This window comes from Serratia sp. PL17 (assembly GCF_017832355.1).
GTDB lineage: Bacteria > Pseudomonadota > Gammaproteobacteria > Enterobacterales > Enterobacteriaceae > Serratia.
In genome coordinates, this window is sequence record NZ_JAFIBY010000004.1 from 271,916 (window position 1) to 296,131 (window position 24,216).

The following is a 24,216-nucleotide window of genomic DNA, read 5'->3' on the forward strand; positions in this document are numbered from 1 at the left end:
CAGCAAAAAGGCCCAACCTCCGATGGTTGGGCCCTCAGGTTACGCCAAGCGTTGCAGCCTTGCCGGTAATCCCTGACGAACCGCCGCACCGCTGACCCAATCAAGCCAGCTATTACCGATCTCTCTGGTCGGATCCGGCAACCCAAGGTCATTCAGATTGATGCCGGCGGCAATGCGTGGATCTGCCGCCATCGGCTGCCCATCCAGCAGGTGTGCACGGGCCCCCATCTCGCGATGGCCATAGCCGTGCTCGATAGCAATAACGCCTGGCATCACGCCATCGAGTAAGCTGACTTGCGCCTCAACGCTGCCGCCCGGGGTCTGCAACCGAACCCGATCGCCATGCTGCAATGCATAGCGCTCAGCGTCGACCGGATTAAGCGCCACCAGATTGACGGGCTTCACCGCACGCAAGCGATCAATGGGCGCTGTTGAACTGCTCATCAGATGCGACTTAAACGACATCAAACGGAACGGCCACTCGTCCGGTGGATAGTGTTTCCCCACGTCTGAACCGTCGGCAAAACGCGGTGGGTAATACGTCGGACACCCACTGTAACGCTCTCCTGTCATCGCATGGCGGTGACGTGCCACCTCTTCATTCCAGATATTAAGCCCCTTCTTCCATTGCGGGCCAGTTTCATTGCCTCGCCAGGCTTGCTCATACGGCGCGAAACGTCCACCCCGAGCCAACATATAACCCACCCGCAGCCGCTCATCCGCTTTCAGCACCCTGTCTAGTGCCGGTTGCAGGCGATCAACACCGGTCAACCGTAGCTCGCTTTCTGTCGCCTCAGGCAATGGCTCCCCGGCAAAAGCCACGTTGGCCGCTGCGCGCAGGTAATAATCCTCGGCAGTGTGCAACCCAAAAGCATTGCCTTGCGTATCCTGCAAAGCGGCATCACCAAACCCCGGCAGCGCCATCGCCTTCGACAACGCAATGACGAAGCTTTCCAGTGCCACCGGCTGCCCCTCTGCGGTGCTCAGGGTGCGTGACGGGACGACAGGCCAACGCGCAGTGCTCGATCGCACCATCACGCCGGACCAGGGCGCCGTAAATCCCCAGCTTTCGAAGTTGTGAGTGTCCGGCACGATATAATCTGCCAATGCGCTGGTTTCGTTAATAAAGGCGTCCACTGCAATAAACAGCGGCAGTTGCCGAGGATCTTTAAGTCGGCTTTCGACCACTTCGCGCAGGCCGGCAACACCGTAGAGCGGGTTGCCCATATGGCTGATCCAGGCCTTTAGCGGGTAAGGATACCCCATCAGCGCCGGAGCAAGCTGCTCAGTGAACTGCCCCGCAACAAAGGGGTACCAAGGCCCACGGGCCGGGTACGGCTTATCGCCTTGCTCAACCTTGCGGCGATACTCGTCTGATTGTTCATACGCCTGTTTGCTGCGCGACAATACCAACCCTTTTGGCTTCACCATGCCCGGGAAAGTTTTTAAGTCATAACGCGGCCCATCGGCAAACTCCTTGAACTTACCGCCGCCGACCGAGACGCCGCCCTTAAGGTTCAGGTTACCGATCAGCGCATTAAGCATCATCACCGCCCAGCTGTTATAAAAACCGTTGCCGCTCATCATACCGCCGTGCGCAATCACCGCTGCCTGCCGCTGGTAAGAGGTGAACTCTTTGGCCAACGCGGCAATGGTCTCGGCGCTGACACCACACCGGGTGCCGTATTCGGCCAACGTGAAGCGTTCAGCGGCCTGTTGCAGGCAAAGAAAACTCGAGCGAACCTGAACCTGTGAACCGTCGGCGAGCTGTAACTGTTGCTCCACCCGCAACGGCCCCTGTAAAGCCTCATTCGCCGGCACTGGCTTAGCCCGCTGCGTATCCCAGACCAAAGACGGGCTTTCGGCTTCCCCGGTTGCCCCCCCGTCCAAATGCACCTGACGTAAAAACTGCCCGCACAACGGGTGATCCTCATCGGTCACAACCAAATGCGTGGCGTTGGTCCAACTCTTTTCGCCGGCGGCCTGCATCGCCACCTCGCCAGGTAATGCCAGGTAGTCGGCGTTATAGCGTTCTTGCTCAATAATCCAACGGATCATGCCCATCGCTAATGCAGAGTCCGTACCCGGCAACACCGGCACCCAACGGTTGTGATCATTGGCCAACGTGGTGGTCAGTGGCAGTGCCGGCGCCACTACCACGTAGCGGAATTCATCACGCATGCGAGCATTGGCTAACTGCCGCCCCTGTCGCTTGAACGGGTTGCCCGACTGCGCAGGGGACGTACCGAGAAATAGCCCAAAACGTAAATGATCCCAATCGGGTTTGACGTGCGCATTCGTTTCCAGATCCCCCATTAAGGCCCCGGATCCCGCGCGGTAAGCCAACCCGCAATAAGCCCCATGATGGCCGAAATTGCGCGTCCCAAACGCATTCTGTGCAAAACGCTTGATAAAAGCATCTCGGCCTTCATCACCGGCATTAGTGACCAGCAGCTGATTGGCCTTTGGCCCCAGTGAAGGTTGTTCCGGATCAAGCGGAGTTTCAAGATCGCGGATCGCCCGTAATCCCTCAACCGGCCCCTCGCCAAAAAGGTCACCGCCCTCCACCACCTCATGGATCAACTGTTCAAAGCTGATCCGTTGCCATTGGCCACTGCCACGTGGCCCTACCCGCTTCATCGGCTCCAGGACGCGATAAGGGCTGGTCAGCCCTTCCAACAACGTCGCCCCACGTGCACAGGCCGTCGAGCGCTGTTCAAGACCCGCATCGCCCCCCAGGCGGTTGAGCGCATCACTCACCGGCAGCGAATAAGGAAAGTGGTGATCATGAGACAACGGATGATACGGGTTACCCGCCACGCGTAATATTTGCTGGCTTTCGCGATCCACCCGGACCCGTAAGCCACACAACGTCCAGCAACCAAAACATTGCGTCATGGACACCGCTTGCTGCGGGTTGGCCTGCCAGCCATCAGGATGCCGGGTCCCCTCTGTCGGTAGCGCGTTGGCACTGATTCTGTCCAGCGTCAATTTACCGCTGCTGCCGTCGCGCAGGCCGGTAAAGACTTTTTGCACCATCTCGCTGTAGCTGGCACCAAACAGCGTCAATCCACCCAGAGCGAGACCGCCTTTCAACCACTGACGCCGCGTTGACTTAGCCATAGTGTCTTTTCTCCATCAGCTGATGCTGCAATTCACGAATTCCAATGATTAACGCAATCCACAAACCCAGGGTGCCCAGAATCGCCAACAGCCCTTCACTGCCCAGCGGCAACACATAGGGATTAGCCACTGCATTGAATTTGGGTAACGTTTGGGTTTGCATCAGCAACATCCAACGCGTACCCCAGCAAAGCAACAGCGCCGCAATGCACTGCATCAACAGCCCATGAACACTTAGCCGCTGGTCGAACATTCGCCATGCCAACATCAACAGCAATAACGTCATCGCGATAAAGGCGATACCGGCCACCCACCAGGCAATGCCCTGAGCCGCCAACGTGTGTAACGCAGAAGAAGAGGTGCTGCCATCCACCCACCAACCAAGACAAGAAAGACACAACAGCACAAGCGTGACGGCCTGATAACGCGCCAGGCGTGGCTGCCATTGAGGTTCCTGACGTAGCCAGTAGGCCAGCAGCGGCGAAACGGCCTGCATGGCGGTAAGCAGCAGTAACCAAGGCAGCCAAAGGCTGAACCACAGCGGCTGCGACCGAAGAACGGAAACCTCACGCCCGGTATAGAGCAAGATACTGGCCGCCGACACCAAGGTCGCCAATGCCACCCAGCGCAGCCACGCTTCCTCACGCCATGCCGGTCGGACCATCAGCCAACGTGCCCAAAGCGGCAAGGTTTTTGGCCTTAACTGATTACGCAGCAGCAAGACGAAATAGCTGACCACTAACAGGGTAAACAGCGGTAAAAACAGCGAGCCGAGTGACATCCACGACCAGGGGGCGAAGTACGCGTAGAAATGCCAGATGCGCGCGGGTTGATGCAAATCGGCACTCAAGGCCAAGGGCGCAACGGTACCGCTTACCACTGCCAACGACACGGCAGCCAATTCCAGACGTGACGTCTTATTTGGATCGCGCCAACGCAGCCAAACGGCAATAATGATGCAGCCGCATGCCAGGCCAATAAAGAAAAAATACTGTACCGCCCAAGGTAACCAGGCGATCTCCTGCGGGCGGGCCATAATTTCGCGAATCATGCGTGCACCTCCTGCCACAGCGCCGGCTGTCCCCGAACGTGACTGACAAATGCCTCATCGAGCCCCAGATAGAACACCTGAGGATGGGTTCCCTGCTCAGGTTTCAGTACCTTAAGCTGCGCCTGATGCTCATCCAGAGCACGCCTTAGTGCACCTTGGCGATCGTTGAGATCACCGATCATTCGCGCACCACCAACGCAAGACTCGACGCACGCAGGCAGCAGGCCGGCATCCAGCCGATGCACGCAGAAAGTACATTTATCGGCAGTCTGGGTTTCATGATTGATAAACCGTGCCTCATAAGGGCAAGCCTGTACGCAATAGGCACAGCCGACGCAACGGGTGTTATCGATCACCACAATGCCATCCTGACGCTGGAAAGTGGCCTGTACCGGACACACAGGCACGCAAGGCGGATTATCACAATGGTTGCACAACCGCGGTAACAGCACGTTGGTGGTCGAGTCCTGTCCTTCAAGAGTGACCTGGTATTGCAGTACACTGGTGCGAAATTGTCCCTGCGGCAGCCGGTTTTCTACTGCGCAACTGACTGTACAGGCCTGGCAACCGATGCAGCGGCGCAGGTCAATCAACATCGCCATGCGTCTTTTACCGTCACCTTCCCGCCGTGCCGGCTGCAACTGCCACCCTGACTGTGCCAATGGCACCAGTGCGGCACCGGCGGTCAGCGCACCGAGTCGTTGTAAAAATTGCCGTTTCCCACTGTCCATTGATTTCTCCCAATAAGTATTCGCCGGGGAATTGATACAACGGAGTGTAAAAACGGCAACCGATCGCCAATATTGTGGTTTACCACATTCCCGGCATCGGCTTGATCCAGGACAATTCAACCTGGTGATACAGGTCATAAAAGCGGAGATGATGTGAAAAGAGCGGCGCTATTCCTGTTGCTGAGCAGTTGGTTAAACGCGGCTTGGGCGGGACAATGGACTATCGCAGTACTCGCACTGCGTGGTGATGCTCATGCACTGGCCCAATGGCAACCCTTGGTCGACCATCTCAATCGTCAGTTTCCCCAGGACAGCTTTCAATTGTTGCCGGTGAGCCTGTCCGGTATGGGTGAAGCAGTCCGCAGCGAACGCGTCGATTTTTTGCTCACCAACCCGGCACAATACGTCCAGTTGGATAACCGCTACCCATTGCGTTGGCTGGTTTCACTGCGTTCCTCCCCATCGTCGCAACAGGCGTCAAACAACGTGGTCGGCAGCGTCATATTGGTGAGGCGCGACAGCCCTGTCACCACAGCCAGCCAGCTCGTCGGTCGAAAAGTTGGCGCAGTCGCCGCTGACGCATTTGGCGGTTACCTGCTGGGATATAAAGAACTCCTTGGCGCGGGTCTGCGCCCGGAAAAAGATCTGACGCTGCACTTCAGCGGTTATCCGGCAGATGCCTTGCTGTATCAGTTGCGCGATGGCGCACTGGACGCCGTGATTGTGCCCGTTTGCCTGTTGGAAAAAATGCAAACGGAAGGGTTGCTGCAAGCCAGTGGCTACCGCGCCCTGTTGGAAAAACACAGTGGCCAGCACTGCCTGACGAGCACTGAGCTTTACCCTAATTGGTCATTTGCAGCCTTAAACCACGTGCCAGATCGGCTGGCCGACGAGTTGACCCGCCAGTTACTGCAAATGGACATACCCCGTTTACCTGTTTGGGGTGCCCCAGCATCATCTCATCAGGTCAATCAGTTGCTGCATGATCTGAATATTCACCCAACGCAGCGCTCACTCTGGCAGGACGTGTCTCTTTGGGCGCAACAGCACCTGCTGTTACTCAGCGCCATTATCGGCGCGATGGTGTTGCTGGGTGCCAACCATCTGTGGATTGGTCATTTGGTGCACCGGCGTGGACGTCAGATCGAACAGATGCATCAGACGTTACGCGCCAGAGAAGCAGCCCTGGCTCAAGCGCAAAGGCTCAGCACGCTGGGCGAGATGGCCTCTGGCTTTGCTCATGAGCTGAACCAACCGCTGGCCGCAATTCGTCATTATGCGGAGGGGTGCCGCATTCGTCTTGAACGTAGCGATAGCCAACATGCGCTGCTGCCGATACTCGAACAGATTGGCCAGCAAGCACAGCGTGGTGCGGAAAGCATTGTCAATTTGCGACGCTGGGCGAGTAAAACACCGCAACATGAAAGCGCGAAGCCACTCTTGCTGCGCCCACTGGTGGAACACCTTCTAAAATTGATGCAGATCGAACAACAATACCCGCAGTGCCGTTTAACCCTTGCCATCCCGGCCCAAAGTCAGTTGTACAGCCAGGCAACGCTGTTGGAGCAAGTGCTCACCAATATATTGAGTAATAGCCTGCAAGCCGGTGCCCAACACATTTTCTTGCGGCAGGAAACCAACCAACATCAACAACGGCTAATCATAGAAGATGATGGCGGCGGCCTGAGCGCAGAACAACTGGCACTGCCGTTTGTACCCTTCCGCAGCACTAAGCAGGAAGGTCTCGGGTTGGGGCTGGTGATCTGTCAGAAACTGCTCAAGAGCCAGGGTTGCGATCTGACGCTGGAAAATTATATGGCTCCCTCACAACGGCAAGGGCTGCGCGTTACCTTGCACTTCCCTGTTATTCAAAAGGAAACTCGCCATGGCGCTGATACATCTGGTCGATGACGATTTTGCGGTTACCGACGCCTGCCGCTTTTTACTCGAGGGACTGAACTACCGGGTACAGATCTGGCACGACAGCCAAAAGTTTGTCGACAAGGTCGATCTTTACCAATGTGGCGTAGTCATGTTGGATATCCGTATGCCTGGATTGGACGGGCAGCAAGTTCATCAGCAACTGCGCCGGCAGGAAAGTACGCTGGCGGTGGTGATTGTCACCGGTCACGGTGATATTTCTATGGCGGTGGCGGAAATGAAATTGGGTGCATTGGATTTCTTGCAAAAACCGATCGCCGCCGCCCCGCTGATTGAAGCGCTTGAACGCGGGTTAGCCCATTCCCAACGCCAGGTTGAGCGCCACCAACTGCAACAGCGTTTCAGTGCGCTGACGCCGCGCGAACGTGAGATTGCCCGTGCTGTGGCCGCCGGGATGACCAATAAACTGATCGCCGACCGGCACTTTATTGCGGTTCGTACCGTAGAGGTTCATCGAGCCAAAGTGATGGAAAAAATGCAGGCAGCCAGCCTTGCGGAACTGGTGAACTCACTCAACCAACTGACGTCGATTGAGCGCCCGTAAACCCAAAAGTCATGGTCTATAGACAAAAAAATGCCGGTCGGAATAAACCGACCGGCAGTGTATTTTCAACTCACGGGCAAATCACGGCATAATCGAAGGCTGATCTGCGCCTTCTTTTTCCACTTTCTGCTGCAGCATGTGTTCGCGTTTCATACCCAGTTTCAACGCCAGCGCGGACGCCACGTAGATAGAGGATATGGTACCGATAGACACACCGATCAACATAGCCAGAGAGAAGCCATGCAGCATCGCGCCACCGAAGATGTACAGCATCAGAACAACCATCAAGGTTGTACCGGATGTCATCAGCGTACGGCTTAGCGTCTGGGTCAGTGACACGTTCATGATTTCGTAAGGCGTCCCGCGGCGGATCTTGCGGAAGTTCTCACGAATACGGTCAGAAACCACGATGCTGTCGTTCAACGAGTAACCGATAACCGACATCAATGAAGCGACGATGGTCAGGTCAATCTCGATATGGAACAACGACAACACGCCCATGGTGATGATCACGTCGTGCGCCAACGCAATAACCGCCCCCAGCGCCAAACGCCATTCGAAGCGGAAACCGACGTAAATCAGAATACAGATCAGCGCAACCAGCAGCGCCATGCCGCCGTTTTGCGCCAGTTCGGTGCCCACGCTCGGGCCGACGAACTCAATCCGTTTTACGCTCGCGTTTTTATCGACCGACTCGTTAATCACGCCGATCACTTTGTTACCCAGTTCCTGGCCTGCGGTACCTGTCGCAGGTGGCATACGCACCATCACGTCACGGCTGCTGCCAAAGTTCTGAATAACCGGGTCCTGGAACCCGGCTTTTTCCAGCGTATCGCGCATCAGATCGAGGTTGGCAGGTTTCTCCAGGCTGATTTCAATGACGGTACCGCCAGTGAAGTCCAGACCCCAGTTAAAACCACGCACCGACATAATGGCGATTGACGCGATCAGCAGCACCAGCGAGATGCCGAAGGCCACGTAATCCCAGCGCATAAAGTCATAAACTTTACGGCCGTAGTTGAGTTGTTCAACAGTATAATCCTGTGCCACAACGCACTCCTCAGATAGACAGCTTATTAATGCGTTTGCCGCCGTAAAGCAGGTTGACGATGGCACGGGTACCGACAATTGCGGTGAACATGGACGTCGCCACACCGATTGCGGTGGTAATCGCAAAGCCCTTGATTGAACCGGTGCCCACTGCGTACAGAATGACTGCGGTAATCAGGGTAGTGATGTTGGCGTCAACGATACTGGAGAACGCGCCTTTATAGCCTTCATGGATTGCCTGCTGAACGGAACGCCCGTTCTTCAGCTCTTCCTTGATACGTTCGTTAATCAGCACGTTGGCATCGACAGCGACCGCCAGCGTCAGCACGATACCGGCAATCCCCGGCATGGTCAGTGTCGCCCCGGGTAACAGGGACATCACGCCGACAATCAGCACCAGGTTGGCGACCAGCGCCGTGGTGGCGATCATGCCGAACTTACGGTACCACACCACCATAAATACGATGGATGCCACCAGGCCCCACAAGCAAGCTTCCAAACCTTGGGTGATGTTCTGTTGCCCCAGGGTTGGGCCGATAGTACGCTCTTCCACAATCTGGATAGGCGCAATCAGCGCACCGGCGCGCAGCAGCAGCGAAAGCTGGCGTGCTTCGTTCGGGTTGCCAATACCGGTAATACGGAAGCTGTTGCCCAGACGCGACTGAATGTTAGCCACGTTGATAACTTCTTCCTGTTTCACCAGAATTGCACGGCCGTTGGCGTCTTTCTTGCCGCTGTCCTTGTACTCCACAAACAGGGTCGCCATCGGTTTACCGATGTTGTCCTTGGTGAAGTTAGACATGGCAGTACCGCCGGCGCTATCCAGAGAGATATTAACCTGCGGCTGGTTGTATTCGTCGGTGCTGGACGTCGAGTCAGTGATGTGATCACCGGTCAGGATCACACGCTTGTACAGCACAACGGGCTGGCCTTCACGCGTGTCTTTTACTTCTGAGTCACCCGGCACACGGCCGTTGGCTGCCGCTGTGGCATCCGCATTGGTGTTAACCAGACGGAACTCCAGCGTCGCGGTAGCGCCCAGAATCTCTTTGGCGCGCGCAGTATCCTGAATACCCGGCAGCTCGACCACAATGCGGTCAGAGCCCTGACGTTGCACCAGCGGTTCGGCAACGCCGAGCTGGTTAACGCGGTTACGCAAGATAGTGATGTTTTGTTGCACCGCATATTCGCGAGCTTCGCTCAGACGGGCATCCGTCAAGCTGGCTTTCAGGGTGTTGGTGCCGTTGGCAGAGAACACCATATCGCGCTGACGCGGGCTGAGGTAGCTGATGGCCTGATCGCGGGTAGCATCGTCACGGAAGCGCACTTCCACGCCGTTGTTGTCCAGCTTGCGGATAGACGCATAAGGAATGCCCTTCTCACGCAGCTCGCTGCGCAGGGTATCCATAGTCTGCTCCTGCAGCTTGCTCAGCGCAGTGTCCATGTCCACTTCCATCAAGAAGTGCACACCACCGCGCAGGTCCAGACCGAGTTTCATCGGCTCTGCACCCAGCATGGCCAACCAGGCCGGCGTAGCCGGAGCCAGGTTCAGCGCAACGACAAACTTGTCACCCAACTCAGCCATTAAGGCTTCACGGGCGCGCAGCTGAATGTCAGGATTGCTAAAGCGAGCCAGGATAGCGCCGTTTTCCAGCGCAATCGACTTGCTTGCGATCTTGTCTTTTTCTAATACGGTACGGACTTGGTCCAGCGTAGTTTCACTGGCGGCGACACCGCGCGCGCCAGTGATTTGTACAGCCGGATCCTCACCATAGAGGTTGGGAAGCGCATAAAGCAGACCGACGATGATCACCACGATCAACATCAGATACTTCCACAAAGGATAACGGTTTAGCACGGCAATTCCCTTAGGGAAAACAAAATTACAGGGCCTTCATGGTACCTTTCGGCAGAACGGCCGCCACGAAGTCACGCTTGATCATCACTTCCGTGGTGTCGTTCAGCGCAATGGCGATGATGCCGGTGTCAGCCACTTTGGTTACGCGGCCAATCAGGCCACCCGTGGTCAGCACTTCATCACCTTTACCGATCGAGTCCATCAGTTTTTTGTGCTCTTTAGCGCGTTTCTGCTGTGGACGCAGGATCATGAAATAGAAAATCAGACCAAAAACCACCAGCATAATGATCAGAGAGTACGGGCTTCCCTGAGCCGGGGCCCCTGCGGATGCGACGGCGTCAGAAATGAAAAAGCTCATTGAAATTCCCTCATTAAGTTATCAATTATTAATTCAAGCGTTTCTACCCTTCATCTTTCAAACTGCGGCGGTGTTGGCTTTCCTCTTTCACCCCAGCCACTTAGCTATCTAAGCTCCTGGGGATTCATTCGGTCGCCGCCTTGCTGCAACGTGAAATCTATTGGGCAGTTAAAGGTGGAATCGGTTTACCGATCCGACCGTAGAAGTCCGCAACAAACAGCTCTAATTTACCCTGTTCAATGGCCTCGCGTAAACCCGCCATCAGGCGTTGGTAGTGACGCAGGTTATGAATGGTGTTCAATCGAGCACCCAGTATTTCGTTGCAACGATCGAGATGATGCAAGTAGGCGCGGCTGTAATTGCGACATGTGTAGCAATCACAGTCTTTATCCAGCGGAGAAGTATCATCCTTGTGCTTGGCATTACGGATTTTTACCACACCGTCAGTCACGAACAGATGGCCGTTACGGGCATTACGCGTTGGCATCACGCAGTCGAACATATCGATACCGCGACGCACGCCTTCAACCAGATCTTCCGGCTTGCCAACGCCCATCAGGTAACGTGGCTTATCTTCCGGAATTTGCGGGCAAACGTGTTCAAGAATACGGTGCATATCCTCTTTTGGCTCGCCTACTGCCAAGCCGCCCACAGCGTAACCATCAAAACCGATATCCACCAGCCCTTTTACTGATACATCACGTAAATCTTCGTAAACACCGCCCTGAATAATACCGAATAACGCATTCTTATTATTCAGTTCGTCAAAACGCTGGCGGCTACGCTGCGCCCAGCGCAGCGACATTTCCATCGAACGCTTCGCGTAATCCCAATCTGCCGGGTAAGGCGTACATTCGTCGAAGATCATCACGATGTCAGAACCCAGGTCATACTGGATTTCCATCGATTTTTCCGGGCTAAGGAACACCTTATCGCCGTTAATCGGGTTACGGAAATGAACACCTTCTTCTTTAATCTTGCGCATCGCCCCCAGGCTGAACACCTGGAAGCCGCCTGAATCGGTGAGGATCGGGCCGTGCCACTGCATGAAATCATGCAGATCGCCGTGCAGCTTCATGATTTCTTGCCCTGGGCGCAGCCACAGGTGGAAGGTGTTACCCAACAAGATCTGTGCACCGGTCTCTTTCACTTCTTCCGGCGTCATGCCCTTTACCGTGCCGTAGGTACCGACAGGCATAAAGGCAGGCGTTTCTACCACGCCACGGTCAAAAATCAGGCGGCCACGGCGCGCGCGACCATCGGTAGTGTCTAATTCGTACTTCACAAAGCCTCCAGCATCAGAGAAACAGTCTGATGTCATTAATACCCAATGATTTAGGGCATACCTCGAAAATTTATTTGCCGACGGACTCTTGTTCCGCCTGCGGGTTACGGGTGATGAACATCGCATCGCCGTAGCTAAAGAAACGGTATTGCTCGGCCACCGCCTGCTGATAGGCATACATGGTATTTTTATAACCGGCAAAAGCGGAGACCAACATAATCAGCGTCGACTCCGGCAGGTGGAAGTTGGTCACCAGTGCGTCAACCACCTGGTAATGGTAACCCGGGAAGATAAAGATGCTGGTGTCGTCGAAGAACGGGGCAATTAATGCCTCTTTACTGGCGTTGGCAGCGCTTTCCAGCGAACGCACCGACGTGGTGCCGACGGCTACCACGCGCTTGCCGCGTGCTTTACACGCCAGCACCGCGTCAACCACATCCTGCGGCACTTCCGCGTATTCGGCGTGCATGACGTGTTCTTCAATAGTTTCGACCCGCACTGGCTGGAAGGTGCCCGCGCCCACGTGCAGGGTGACAAACGCCATCTCTATGCCTTTCTCGCGCAGCGCAGCCAACAGCGGCTCGTCGAAGTGCAGCCCGGCGGTCGGGGCCGCGACGGCACCCGGTTTTTCGCTGTAAACCGTTTGATAAAGCTCGCGGTCGGCGTCTTCGTCCGGGCGATCGATATACGGCGGCAATGGCATGTGGCCGGCAGCATTCAGGATAGTGAACACGTCGCGTTCATCGTTGAAACGCAGTTCAAAAAGCGTATCGTGACGCGCCACCATAGTCGCCGCGATACTTTCATCGTCACCCAGCAGCAGGTCGGTGCCTGGCTTGGGGGCTTTAGAAGCGCGCACATGTGCTAACACCCGATGATCGTCCAGCACGCGCTCCACCAGGACTTCAATCTTGCCGCCGCTGACCTTACGGCCGAACATACGTGCGGGGATCACACGGGTGTTGTTGAACACCAACAGGTCACCTGCTTCCAGGTTATCCAGCAGATCGGTGAAGACGCCATGCTTAAGCTCCCCGCTCGGCCCATCCAACTGCAGCAAACGGCAACCGCTGCGCTCAGGTTGGGGATAGTGGGCAATCAGGGACTCGGGAAGTTCAAACGAAAAATCGGCGACGCGCATGGCTCTATTCACTTCTTCATTGTTTATACCCGATGGCTTTCAAGTTGCAGTTAGGCAGCCAGCCTGCGCATCCCCGCAGGCTCACTTGAGTAAGTGACCGGGATGGGCAAGTGCAGCCAACAACACTGCGGCTTGAAAGGCGACGAGTATGTTGGTCATAAAAAAACAGGCGGCCTAGTCTAAAGCTGCGGGCGGTCAGCGGCAAGAAATAAGGAGGATTTGCATGACTTCAGGTATAGTTGCCCGATGAATTATCTCGCTCATCTCCATTTAGCCTCACTGGCGGAAAGCTCACTACTGGGCAATTTGTTGGCCGACTTCGTGCGTGGCAATCCCGCAGGCGAATACGCTCCCGAGGTCGTGGCCGGCATTATGATGCACCGTCGCGTCGATGTATTGACCGACAGCCTGCCGCAGGTCAAGGCCTGCCGCGACTACTTCACCGATGAGCATCGGCGCGTAGCCCCCATCACACTCGACGTCGTGTGGGATCACTTCCTTGCGCGTCACTGGCAGCAATTGGAGCCCTCTCTTAGCCTGCAAGGTTTCACGCAGCAAGCCCGTAACCAGATAGCCCCGCATCTGCCGATGACACCACCGCGCTTTCAGAATTTAAATGGTTATTTATGGCCGGAACGTTGGTTGGAGCGTTACGCAGAGCTGCCGTTTATCGGCAACGTGCTGGCCGGCATGGCTAGCCGTCGTCCACGCCTGGCGGCACTGGCTGGCTCCTTCGCCGACGTGGAACGCAACTATCATCAGCTTGAAATACAATTCTGGCAGTTTTATCCGCTGATGATGCAACAAGCCAAAGATAAAAAGCTGTAAGGCCGAAGTAAAACCGTTGAAAATGCGACGCTTTACAATAAATTGCTTTTTAACCCTTGCCCTTTTGCGGGAAAAGGTTATTTTTAAAGCTCGCTAAATTTAATTGCCGACTTTGATAGGTAAAAGCTATCTCATCGATTGGTCTTTTACCCTTTATTCACCACGTCGTGGCCCCTATACTGGCCCTTGCTTTTACATCAACCCCTTAACACCTATTACAGGAGTAATTATGGTCCTGGTAACTCGTCAAGCCCCTGACTTCACCGCAGCTGCCGTACTGGGCAGTGGCGAAATCGTTGAAAACTTCAACTTCAAGAAGCACCTGAACGGCAAACCAGCTGTCCTGTTCTTCTGGCCGATGGACTTCACCTTCGTATGTCCTTCTGAGCTGATCGCTTTCGATCACCGCTATGAAGAATTCCAGAAGCGTGGCGTTGAAGTGGTTGGCGTTTCATTCGACTCCGAATTTGTACACAACGCATGGCGTAAAACCCCCGTCGAGAATGGCGGCATCGGGGAAGTGAAATACGCAATGGTTGCTGACATCAAGCGTGAAATTCAGAAAGCTTACGGCATCGAGCACCCAGAAGCAGGCGTTGCCCTGCGTGGTTCTTTCCTGATCGACAAAGACGGTGTGGTTCGTGCTCAGGTTGTTAACGACCTGCCAATCGGCCGTAACATCGACGAAATGATCCGTACCGTTGACGCGCTGCAATTCCACGAGCAACACGGCGAAGTGTGCCCGGCTCAGTGGGAAAAAGGCAAAGCAGGTATGGGCGCATCTCCAGACGGCGTCGCTAAATACCTGTCCGAAAACGCTTCCAAGCTGTAATTTCAGCCTGTGAGTGTATCAACCGGCCCTTGCGGCCGGTTTTTTTTGCGCCAAATTAGGGCGCGCTGCCCACTTTCTGTGCTTCATTTCCTTGTTTCCGCTCACATTTCTCCGGCTGTTTCCCGCGTAATCCCTTAACTGTAGCTAGTATCAATAGGCTGGCCCGCACTTTGCAGTGCAAATATGGCAAGCCAAACACAATAAGAAAACTGACAGGGTAGGAATAACTATGTTTTTACAAAAATGGAGCAAACCGCTGACCATGGCAGCGCTGCTCGTCAGCAGCAGCCTGTATGCTGCGTCCAATCCGGCTGTTGAAGCCAAAAACGGCATGGTGGTGACATCACAACATCTGGCCTCACAGGTTGGTGTCGATATCCTTAAGTTGGGCGGTAACGCGATTGATGCCGCAGTCGCTGTTGGCTATGCGCAGGCGGTGGTTAACCCATGCTGCGGCAACATCGGCGGCGGCGGTTTTATGACGGTGCATCTGGCTGATGGCACCGATACCTTTATTAACTTCCGTGAAACTGCGCCGGCAGCGGCCAGCGCCAATATGTATCTGGATGCCGACGGCAACGTGAAGAAAGGCGCCAGCCTGTACGGTTATCTGGCGGCGGGCGTCCCCGGCACCGTGCTTGGCATGGAAACCGCGCGCAAGAAATACGGCAAACTGAGCCGCGAACAGGTGATGGAACCGGCCATCAAACTGGCGCGTGAGGGCTTTGTGCTGACCCGTGCCGATACCGATATCCTCGACACCACTGTCGTACGCTTTAAGCAGGATCCGGAATCCGCCAAGATCTTCTTGCGCCCAGACGGCACGGCGCTACAGCCGGGCGATCGTCTGGTGCAAAGCGACCTGGCCAATACCCTGGAAGCCATCGCCAAAGGGGGGCCTGATGCCTTCTACAAAGGCAAAATCCCGCAGGCGGTAGAAGCGGCAGCCAAACAAGGTGGCGGTATCCTGACAGCAGCCGACTTCGCCAACTACAACGTCACCGAAACCCCGCCGATTACCTGTAGCTACCGCGGTTATAAATTTGTTTCGGCACCGCCACCCAGCTCAGGCGGCGTGACACTGTGCGAAATCCTCAACGTGGTCGAAGGTTACGATCTCAAAAGCATGGGCTTTAACTCGGCGGCAGCGATTCACACCATGACCGAAGCCATGCGCCACGCCTATATGGACCGCAATACCTACCTCGGTGACCCGGAATTCATCAAAAACCCGATCGACAGACTGGTCAGCAAAAGCTACGCCGAAGAGATCCGCAAGAAAATCGTCGCCGATAAAGCCACGCCGTCAGAGAATGTCCAACCCGGCATGGAACCTCACGAAAAGCCGGAAACAACCCATTACTCGATTGTCGATCATGACGGTAACGCCGTCTCCACCACCTATACCGTCAACGGTCGCTTTGGCGCGGTGGTGATTGCTCCGGGTACCGGCTTCTTCCTCAACGATGAAATGGATGACTTCACCGTCAAAGTCGGTGAGAAAAACCTCTATGGGCTGGTGCAAGGTACCGCCAATAGCATTGCCCCCGGTAAGCGCCCACTATCGTCAATGAGCCCGACACTGGTGACCAAGGACAATAAAATCTTTATGGTGCTTGGCTCGCCGGGGGGATCACGCATCATTACTATTACCTTGCAGACGGCACTGAACGTGATCGACCACGGCATGGCTCCGCAAGAAGCTGTAGATGCGCCGCGTATCCACCATCAGTGGCTGCCGGATGAGGTTTACTACGAACAGCGTGGGGTTTCGGCCGATACGCTAAAACTTCTCAGCGGTATGGGCTACAAGATGGTAGAGCAAACGCCGTGGGGTGCAGCTGAATTGATTCTGGTCGGTTTACCCGGCGCGGTTGGCGTCAGCCCGGCCAACTCCGGCAACGACTCAGCAGTCTCTGGCAAGGTGCGCGAAGGCTACCTGTACGGAGCCAACGACGTTCGTCGCCCAGCGGGCTCTGCGGTAGGCTATTGATTTCACTGGGCGTGTGAACGCCCACTAACCCAGACAGGGGCCGGTTTACCGGCCCCTGTACAGCGCTAACCGATTCGTCGCCACAGGGTCACTGATTCCTCGCCTAATTGCAGCGAGACAGCATTCTGCCCGTCATGCAACTCGCCGTCCCCTTCCAGCCGTTGCCATTTGCCTGCAGCCAACAGTGGGCTATGCTGCAAGGTCACTGCGCCACTGCCTCCACGCTGTAACGCCACCAGCACCTGCTCCTGTTGATAGATGCGCACAAACACCAGCGTTTCACCGGAGGCGTGCAGTACCTGACAACCACCGCGGCGCAGCGCCAGGCTCCGTTTACGCAATGCCGCCATACGCTGGCACAGGGCCAACAAGCGCTGGTCCCACTGGCTTTCGTCCCACGGGAAAGGCTTGCGACAGAAGGGATCATTGGCACCATCCAGGCCAATCTCGTCGCCATAATATAAACACGGCACGCCGATCCAACTCATCAGCCACACCGCCGCCATCTGCATGCGCGCCTGATTGCCTTGCAATAGCGTCAGAAAACGTGCGGTGTCGTGGCTGTCGAGCTGGTTGAACTGGATCAGTTGGCGGCCATGTGGCAGCCCGGCTCGGTAGCCATCCATCCACTGGGCGCAGTCCGCAGCATCCATCTGCACCGGATGGTGTGCGACGTCCAGCCCAGCAAGGAACCCTCGTACCGGTAGAGCGAACCCCATGTAGTTCATTGCTGCATCTTCCACGCCGGCATGCAACCAGCGGCGTGCATCACCAAAATGCTCACCCAATACGTAAGCTTGTGGATTTTCCTGTTTTACCGCCTGATAAATACCCGCCAGATGCTGCAAATTGCCGGTAGCGCCGCCGTTCTCCCCCAACATATGTACGACATCCAGTCGCCAACCATCAATGCTGTACGGCGGGCGTAGCCAGTGGCGCACCACGCTGCCATCCCCCCGGTAAATCGCCTCCGCAACCTGCGGTTCGGCAAAGTTGAGTTTTGGCAGGCTGGCATTGCCTTTCCAATCAAGCGCGCGGCCATCCGGGTAGAAATTAAACCAACCACGGTACGGCGAGTCTGGGTGGTGGCAAGCGCCGTTCTCACCTTGCTGGTGACGATCAAACCACGGATGTGAATCGCCGGTATGGTTAAACACCCCGTCTAACACCAGTTTCATCCCTACCTTGTGAGTGCTCACTCGCAAACGTTGCAACGCGGCATTACCACCGAAATAGGGATCGACCTGATAATAATCTTCGGTATCGTATTTATGCACACTCGGTGCGGTGAAAATTGGGTTCAGGTACAGTGCCGTTACGCCCAACGCCTGCAGATAAGGCAGCTTTTGGCTGATACCATCCAAATCGCCACCATAGAAGGTGGACGCGGCATGACGGTCCTCCAACGGATGTTGCCAGTCATGGCGCACAACCTCACAACCCGCTGCATGATGCCTATAGCTCCCGTTTTGAATACCGTGCTCACCACCGCTACTGGCAAAACGGTCAGGGAAAATTTGATAAAAGACCTGATCCGCCACCCAGTCCGGGCTGCTATCAGGCACATCGACTGCAAACTGCGTCAATTGCGCAGGTGGCGTAACCACGCCCCCCAGTGGCCCAAACCATTGCTGGCGATCGTTCCAAACCAGCTTGAAGCAGTAACGGCGGGTCGGTTCTCCTTCATTTAGCGTCAGACTGGCCTGATAGCGAGACATGCCATCAACGCGCTGCACTTTCATGATCAACAGCCATTCTTCATTGTCCGGCTCGGCACGTAAAAACACGCGTTCGGGCAGATCATCCCCTTGTAACCAGAGCGTGATATCCAGGCGTTGTCCCTTTTTCACCACAAAGGGCGGGACCGGTTGATGCCAGGCATTAAGCATACTGTTCTCCTGCTGTACAAAACGAAATCGACGACGTTATTCAATGCCACGAACAATGCCACGTTGAGTGCAAGTCCCCCTCCTCTCTGGCCTGCAAACTCGGGGAGGAGCCGGGGGGTGGAGAGCGTCAGTCAGCGGCGACCCTATGTAAAAAAGGGTAAACAGGCGCACATTATGGCCCGCAGCCATTAGGCTAACGTCTTTTGAGTGTATTGGATATTTCTTGCGCATTTTTTAAGGAGCCGTAATGCAACAACAGATAACCCTTTGGCTGGAGAAGTTTGGGCTGGAATTCAGTGGGGTGATGTCTCTGCTCATGGTGCTGGGATTGATCGTGCTGATCTCGGTGGTGATCCACCTGGTGTTGCATCGCGTCGTATTGGCGGCGATCCAACGTCGTGGTCAACAATCGCAACGGGTATGGCAGCAAGCGCTGACCCAATACAAACTCTTCCAGCGCGTGGCTCTGTTACTACAAGGGGTGATCATTAATGTGCAGGCGGTACTGTGGCTGCACGCAGGCAGCCAGACACAGGCGATTATCGTCACCGCCGCACAAGTCTGGATTATGGGCTTCGCTCTGTTGTCGCTGTTTTCCCTCCTGGATACGCTGTTGGCAATGCTGCGCCAAAGCCCGATCTCAAACCAGTTACCGTTGCGCGGTATTTTTCAGGGGCTGAAGCTGGTCGCCGCCATTTTGATTGGCATCATGATTGTTTCGTTATTGATGGGCAAATCGCCATTGCTGCTGCTCAGCGGCCTGGGGGCGATGACCGCAGTGCTGATGTTGGTGTTTAAAGACCCCATTCTCGGTCTGGTGGCCGGTATTCAGCTTTCCGCCAACGATATGCTGACCATCGGCGACTGGCTGGAAATGCCGAAATACGGCGCTGATGGCGCGGTCACCGACATCGGTCTGACCACGGTAAAAGTACGCAATTGGGACAACACCGTCACGACAATTCCGACTTATGCCCTGATTTCCGACTCCTTTAAAAACTGGCGTTCAATGTCGGAGTCCGGCGGACGCCGCATTAAGCGCAGCATCAATATCGATACCACCAGCGTACATTTCTTGTCGGACGAAGAGCAACAGCGGCTGAACCGCAATCCGCTGCTGCAGCGTTATCTGAACGATAAAACGCAGGAGCTGAGCCAGCATAATCAGCAGATTGCCGTAGATCTCAGTTCTCCACTCAACGGCCGCCGTCTGACCAATCTGGGCACATTACGTGCTTATCTGGTGGCATACCTGCGCGCTCACCCAGGTATCCATCAAAATATGACGCTCATGGTGCGCCAGCTAGCCCCGCAGCCGGAGGGATTGCCGCTGGAGATTTACGCCTTCACCAACACCACGGTCTGGGCGGAATACGAAAGTATTCAATCTGATATTTTTGACCATATTCTGGCGGTGATTAACGAATTCGATCTGCGGGTGCATCAGATGCCAACCGGCAACGACATGCGCAGCATGCTCAGCCAAATGCGGCAGGCAACAGAGATTTCCTGACGCAGACTGACGTAACTGTTTCTGCCGGTAATGACTATCAACCTATGGGCAACGGATGTCTCAGACCTCTTTTCTTTCGGCATAAAAACAGCGTTAATGCGCTGATTATCGCCCGCTGAAGGAAAAGAGGATTGCAGAAAAAATTACGCCACCGACTGTTTACCCTACTGGCTGCCCTGATGTTTGTCGGCTGCCTGCACAGCGCCTCACTGGACGAAAGCCGTCTGAGCCGCACCTTGCAACCCGCACTGAGTACCCTGAGCAACAAAATGCAGGATATCCGCGAGATACTGGCACGCACCGCAGGCGATGAGCAGGAAGAACGATTGAATGACAGCAGCCTGCGCATTGAAGCCCGCGCCTCTGGTGACGACGAACCGGAAGATAAGCGATAAAAAAACACCGGCGCCAGGCCTAATGCCGATCGGCTAAGCCCGACTGGCATTTTTTACTCGGTCTCTGTAGGTTCAGTGCAGCCAGAATTGCCGTAAATATCTTATCTTTCTCTGTAGCCACAATGAACGGCAATTGGAAGGGCCGAGGGCGCGGCCCCTATGTCTTCAGTGTGACGTTGCGAGATGAAAGACAGTGGAAATGATGAGATGAGCATTGTGTTGGACGCCCTTGAAGACGTCGAACGCAAGAACAACGCATAGGCGAAACCGCCATGGACGGCGGTTTCAGGCGAGACAGGCAGGAACGCCTGTCGTAGCCGGCCGTGATGCGGCGTGATGAAGTGAGAGCCGTTGGCGCAGCCAACCGTCTGAGTGGGCAAAGGCGCGGGTTGCAAGGGACCGCGCCTTACGGTCCTTTGCTCGGTCGAGGCGTATGAGCGCCATGGTACGCTGCTCGTTTATCGACCGAAAAAAACGCTGAGCCCGCTAAAAAAACACCTTAAGTGACCAGCATTCGGCGCCAGGCCGGTGTCTTTATGTTCAATCCTGCTGTTGCGCCAGCAACGTCAATTTCTTCTGGCGATTAACCTTGAAGTAATACCCCGCCAGCAGCACCACCACCCATACCAGACCGGCATACAGGGATACACGGGTCGTTGGGAAGTAACCTATCAGACCGATGATAAACACCAGGAAAATGATCGCCACCACGGAAGTGAACACGCCGCCTCGTAGCGGGAAGGCCAGGTTCTTCACCTGTTCTTTACTCAGGCTACGGCGGAAAGCAATCTGAGAGAACAAGATCATGATCCACACCCACACGGTAGCGAAGGTCGCCAGTGAGGCGATCACCAGGAACACATTTTCCGGCATGATGTAGTTCAGATACACCGCCAGCAGCAACGCAAACATCATCACCACAACCGTGACCCACGGAATGCCGCGTTTAGAGACCTTGCTGAACATCTTCGGCGCGTGGCCCTGTTCGGCCATGCCGTGCAACATGCGGCCTACACCAAACACATCGCTGTTAATTGCAGACAACGACGCGGTGATCACCACAAAGTTAAGAATACCCGCCGCCACGGTAATACCCATGTGTTGGAAAGTCAGTACAAACGGACTGCCGTTAGTACCCACCTGATTCCACGGGTAGATCGACATGATGACAAACAACGTACCGACGTAGAACACCAGGATACGCCACGGAACCGAGTTGATGGCCTTGGGAATCGAGGTTTTCGGGTCTTTGGCTTCGCCAGCGGTAATGCCGATGATTTCGATACCGCCGTAGGCGAACATCACCAGTTGCAGCGAGAGGATCATCCCCATAAAGCCGTTGCTGAAGAAACCGCCGTTGGACCACAGGTTATGGATCCCGGTCGGTTGCCCGCCGTTGCCTATCCCCCAGATAATGATGCCGATACCGGCAGCAATCATGATGATGATGGTGGCCACTTTAAAGAACGAGAACCAAAACTCCAGTTCACCGAAGACCTTCACGCTCATCAGGTTGATGGCGCCGATCACCAGCACCACGCTCAGCACCCAAATCCAATGCGGCACCTCAGGGAACCAAATGCCCATATAGATACCGAAAGCGGTCACATCGGCAATGGCGACAATCAGGATTTCGAAACAGTAGGTCCAGCCCGTGATATACCCCGCCATAGGGCCAAGGTAGTCCTGCGCATAGCGTGAAAACGAACTGGCCTGCGGGTTGTTGACCGACATCTCGCCCAGCGCGCGCATGATAATAAAGGCGACGATACCGCCAATCAGGTAGGCCAGCAAAACGCTCGGGCCTGCCATTTTAATGGCGTCTGCCGAACCATAGAACAGACCGGTACCGATAGCCGAACCCAGAGCCATAAAGCGAATGTGACGCGTACTGAGACCGCGTTTTAGCTTATTGGCCGCGGGGGCGGCAGGTGACTGTTGTTGCATGAAAATAACCCGTGTTTTTTAAACGTAAAAAAGCCACGGACAAGTCCGTGGCCCAAAATTTAGCCGGGAGATTAGGAGTGCGCGGTCACTTCAGTGCGCGTACAAACCCGGTCATAAATGGCGACCAGCACCAGTATCAACAGAGACGGCGGCAACCATGCCAACCCCTGATCCGCCAGTGGCAGGTGATTCGTCCAATTTGGCAGCAAAGACTGGAAGGTGGACGCTTTCACTGCGTCAAGGATACCAAACAACAGGCTGACTAACATCACCGGCGCGATGATACGCGGCGCGCTGTGCCACCAACGCAGGGTGAAGCTCAGCACCACCAGGACGATACACGGCGGGTAAATCGCGGTCAGCACCGGGATAGAGATCTGAATCAGATGGCTCAGGCCCAGGTTTGAAACCAGCATCGAGAACAGCCCCAGGATAAACACCAGTGTCTTATAGGAGAACGGCAGGTACTGGGCGAAGAACTCGGCACAGGCGCAGGTCAGGCCCACTGCCGTTACCATACAGGCGATGAAAATCAAGGCCGCCAGGAAGAAACTGCCCAACCCACCGAAGGTGTTTTGCACGTAAGCATGCAGAATCACCGCACCGTTGGTGGCATCTGGAACCAGCACGCCGCTACCGGAACCCAGTTTGAACAGGCTCAGGTAAACCAGCGTCAGGCCGACACCGGCGATCAAACCGGCCAGAATGGTATAACGCGTCAGCAGACCGGCATCTTTAACACCACGGGAACGCGCGGCATTAACGATAACGATACCGAACACCAGCGCGCCCAGCGTATCCATGGTCAGATAGCCGTTAACGAAACCGGTAGAGAACGGAACGTTCTGATAAACCTCAGTCGCCGGAATTGGCGTACCCGCAGGCCAGGCCAGCGCGGCAATGCCGAGCGCACCCAGCGCAACAATTTTCAGCGGTGCCAACACGTGCCCCACGGTATCGAGCAGACGGCCCGGATACAGGGAAATGCCGATCACCAGTGCGAAATACACCAGGCTATAAATAAACAACGGCATGGCGCCATCACCGGTCAGGGGGGCAATACCCACTTCGAAGGAAACGGTCGCGGTGCGCGGTGTAGCAAACAGTGGGCCGACGGCCAGATAGCAGACCGTTGCCAGCAGCAAACCCGCGCGACGGCCAATTGGCGTGCTCAGGGCGTCAATGCCGCCACCCACACGAGCCAAGGCAATCACGGTCATTACCGGTAGGCCGACAGCGGTAATCAGGAAGCCGATAGCTGCGGTCCAGACGTGTTCACCGGACTGTAAACCGACCATCGGCGGGAAAATGATATTCCCAGCACCGACGAATAAGGCAAAGGTCATAAAACCCAATGCAATAATATCTTTTGACGTTAAACGATGACTCATACGATGTCGTGTTGCCTGTTCAAATGAAAAAAAGTGCCCGATATCGTGGTGGCGTTATGCCCCACCCGGTTGCCGGCTTGCCATTTCATCGCGAGACCAATAAGAGCAGAAAACGCATTTTTTCCGGCGTTTTGTCCTTATTCGAAAGTGACCACTCATGATGATGGGCAGAGTTTTAAGAGTTATAAATGGAGGTTTAGTCCGACAACGAGGCCTAAGTTAAACGTTTATAGCGTTGAAAGGCAAGGCACATGACAAAAAGCAGAGCTATCGACCAGATAATCTTTAAGCACCAGTCGATCATAGTGGTTATCAATAAATATACAATACATGATTTGTATCATTT

At 55.2% G+C, this 24,216-nt stretch carries 18 protein-coding genes; 7 read left to right on the forward strand and 11 right to left on the reverse strand.

All coding sequences use genetic code 11. The features are described 5' to 3' along the window. Positions 1–39: 39 nt before the first annotated feature. The 3 genes from ttrA to ttrB are packed head-to-tail and all read right to left on the reverse strand — an operon-like array spanning position 40 to position 4,905. Positions 40–3,123 (reverse strand): tetrathionate reductase subunit TtrA, encoded by a 3,084-nt coding sequence (gene ttrA / locus JOE25_RS15480; RefSeq protein ID WP_209636568.1) that lies wholly within the window; start codon positions 3,121–3,123, stop codon positions 40–42. After that, on the reverse strand, positions 3,116–4,174 hold the full coding sequence (gene ttrC / locus JOE25_RS15485) for a tetrathionate reductase subunit TtrC (protein WP_209636570.1): 1,059 nt from the start codon (positions 4,172–4,174) through the stop codon (positions 3,116–3,118). The genes ttrA and ttrC overlap by 8 nt, the downstream gene beginning before the upstream one ends. Next, positions 4,171–4,905 (reverse strand): tetrathionate reductase subunit TtrB, encoded by a 735-nt coding sequence (gene ttrB, locus JOE25_RS15490; RefSeq protein ID WP_209636572.1) that lies wholly within the window; start codon positions 4,903–4,905, stop codon positions 4,171–4,173. The genes ttrC and ttrB overlap by 4 nt, the downstream gene beginning before the upstream one ends. Positions 4,906–5,058: 153 nt before the next feature. Between ttrB and ttrS the strand changes: the two genes are divergently transcribed. Together ttrS and ttrR are read left to right on the forward strand one after the other, a co-directional pair. Beyond that, positions 5,059–6,816 (forward strand): tetrathionate respiration histidine kinase TtrS, encoded by a 1,758-nt coding sequence (gene ttrS, locus JOE25_RS15495; protein WP_209636574.1) that lies wholly within the window; start codon positions 5,059–5,061, stop codon positions 6,814–6,816. Beyond that, complete coding sequence (ttrR, locus tag JOE25_RS15500; protein ID WP_209636577.1) at positions 6,791–7,390, forward strand: tetrathionate respiration response regulator TtrR; 600 nt, start codon at positions 6,791–6,793, stop codon at positions 7,388–7,390. The genes ttrS and ttrR overlap by 26 nt, the downstream gene beginning before the upstream one ends. An 81-nt stretch (positions 7,391–7,471) precedes the next feature. On the opposite strand, the gene secF is transcribed toward ttrR, so the two are convergent. From secF to queA, 5 genes are all read right to left on the reverse strand, one after another. Further along, positions 7,472–8,440 (reverse strand): protein translocase subunit SecF, encoded by a 969-nt coding sequence (gene secF / locus JOE25_RS15505; protein ID WP_209636579.1) that lies wholly within the window; start codon positions 8,438–8,440, stop codon positions 7,472–7,474. 10 nt (positions 8,441–8,450) lie between these two features. Beyond that, positions 8,451–10,298: a protein translocase subunit SecD gene (gene secD / locus JOE25_RS15510; RefSeq protein WP_209636581.1), complete on the reverse strand. Its 1,848-nt coding sequence runs from the start codon at positions 10,296–10,298 to the stop codon at positions 8,451–8,453. 25 nt (positions 10,299–10,323) lie between these two features. After that, the gene (gene yajC / locus JOE25_RS15515) at positions 10,324–10,656 is read right to left on the reverse strand and encodes a preprotein translocase subunit YajC (protein ID WP_004949246.1); all 333 of its coding nucleotides are present in this window, start codon (positions 10,654–10,656) and stop codon (positions 10,324–10,326) included. A 157-nt stretch (positions 10,657–10,813) separates the two neighbouring features. Next, positions 10,814–11,941 carry a tRNA guanosine(34) transglycosylase Tgt gene (gene tgt, locus JOE25_RS15520; protein WP_209636583.1) on the reverse strand — a complete coding sequence of 376 codons (1,128 nt, stop codon included), beginning with the start codon at positions 11,939–11,941 and terminating at the stop codon, positions 10,814–10,816. Positions 11,942–12,011: 70 nt separating this feature from the next. Further along, complete coding sequence (gene queA / locus JOE25_RS15525; RefSeq protein WP_209636585.1) at positions 12,012–13,082, reverse strand: tRNA preQ1(34) S-adenosylmethionine ribosyltransferase-isomerase QueA; 1,071 nt, start codon at positions 13,080–13,082, stop codon at positions 12,012–12,014. A 246-nt stretch (positions 13,083–13,328) separates the two neighbouring features. Here queA and JOE25_RS15530 point away from each other — a divergent pair, with 246 nt between their 5' ends. From JOE25_RS15530 to ggt, 3 genes are all read left to right on the forward strand, one after another. Beyond that, the gene (locus tag JOE25_RS15530) at positions 13,329–13,910 is read left to right on the forward strand and encodes an ACP phosphodiesterase (protein ID WP_209636588.1); all 582 of its coding nucleotides are present in this window, start codon (positions 13,329–13,331) and stop codon (positions 13,908–13,910) included. A 229-nt stretch (positions 13,911–14,139) separates the two neighbouring features. Beyond that, entirely contained in the window at positions 14,140–14,742 is a 603-nt protein-coding gene (locus JOE25_RS15535) for a peroxiredoxin C (protein ID WP_012005499.1), read from the forward strand. Between the two features lie 229 nt (positions 14,743–14,971). After that, on the forward strand, positions 14,972–16,735 hold the full coding sequence (gene ggt, locus JOE25_RS15540) for a gamma-glutamyltransferase (protein WP_209636590.1): 1,764 nt from the start codon (positions 14,972–14,974) through the stop codon (positions 16,733–16,735). 65 nt (positions 16,736–16,800) lie between these two features. On the opposite strand, the gene malZ is transcribed toward ggt, so the two are convergent. Then, complete coding sequence (gene malZ / locus JOE25_RS15545) at positions 16,801–18,624, reverse strand: maltodextrin glucosidase (protein ID WP_209636592.1); 1,824 nt, start codon at positions 18,622–18,624, stop codon at positions 16,801–16,803. A 247-nt stretch (positions 18,625–18,871) separates the two neighbouring features. Between malZ and JOE25_RS15550 the strand changes: the two genes are divergently transcribed. Further along, positions 18,872–20,137, forward strand: coding sequence for a mechanosensitive ion channel domain-containing protein (locus tag JOE25_RS15550; protein ID WP_209636594.1), 1,266 nt, complete (start codon positions 18,872–18,874; stop codon positions 20,135–20,137). Positions 20,138–20,268: 131 nt separating this feature from the next. Next, entirely contained in the window at positions 20,269–20,532 is a 264-nt protein-coding gene (locus JOE25_RS15555) for a hypothetical protein (RefSeq protein ID WP_209636596.1), read from the forward strand. 540 nt (positions 20,533–21,072) lie between these two features. Here JOE25_RS15555 and proY read toward each other — a convergent pair. Both proY and brnQ read right to left on the reverse strand, forming a co-directional pair. Then, positions 21,073–22,479, reverse strand: a complete 1,407-nt coding sequence (gene proY, locus JOE25_RS15560) for a proline-specific permease ProY (protein WP_209636597.1) — start codon at positions 22,477–22,479, stop codon at positions 21,073–21,075. Positions 22,480–22,550: 71 nt separating this feature from the next. Further along, on the reverse strand, positions 22,551–23,870 hold the full coding sequence (gene brnQ, locus JOE25_RS15565; protein ID WP_209636599.1) for a branched-chain amino acid transport system II carrier protein: 1,320 nt from the start codon (positions 23,868–23,870) through the stop codon (positions 22,551–22,553). Positions 23,871–24,216: the final 346 nt, after the last annotated feature.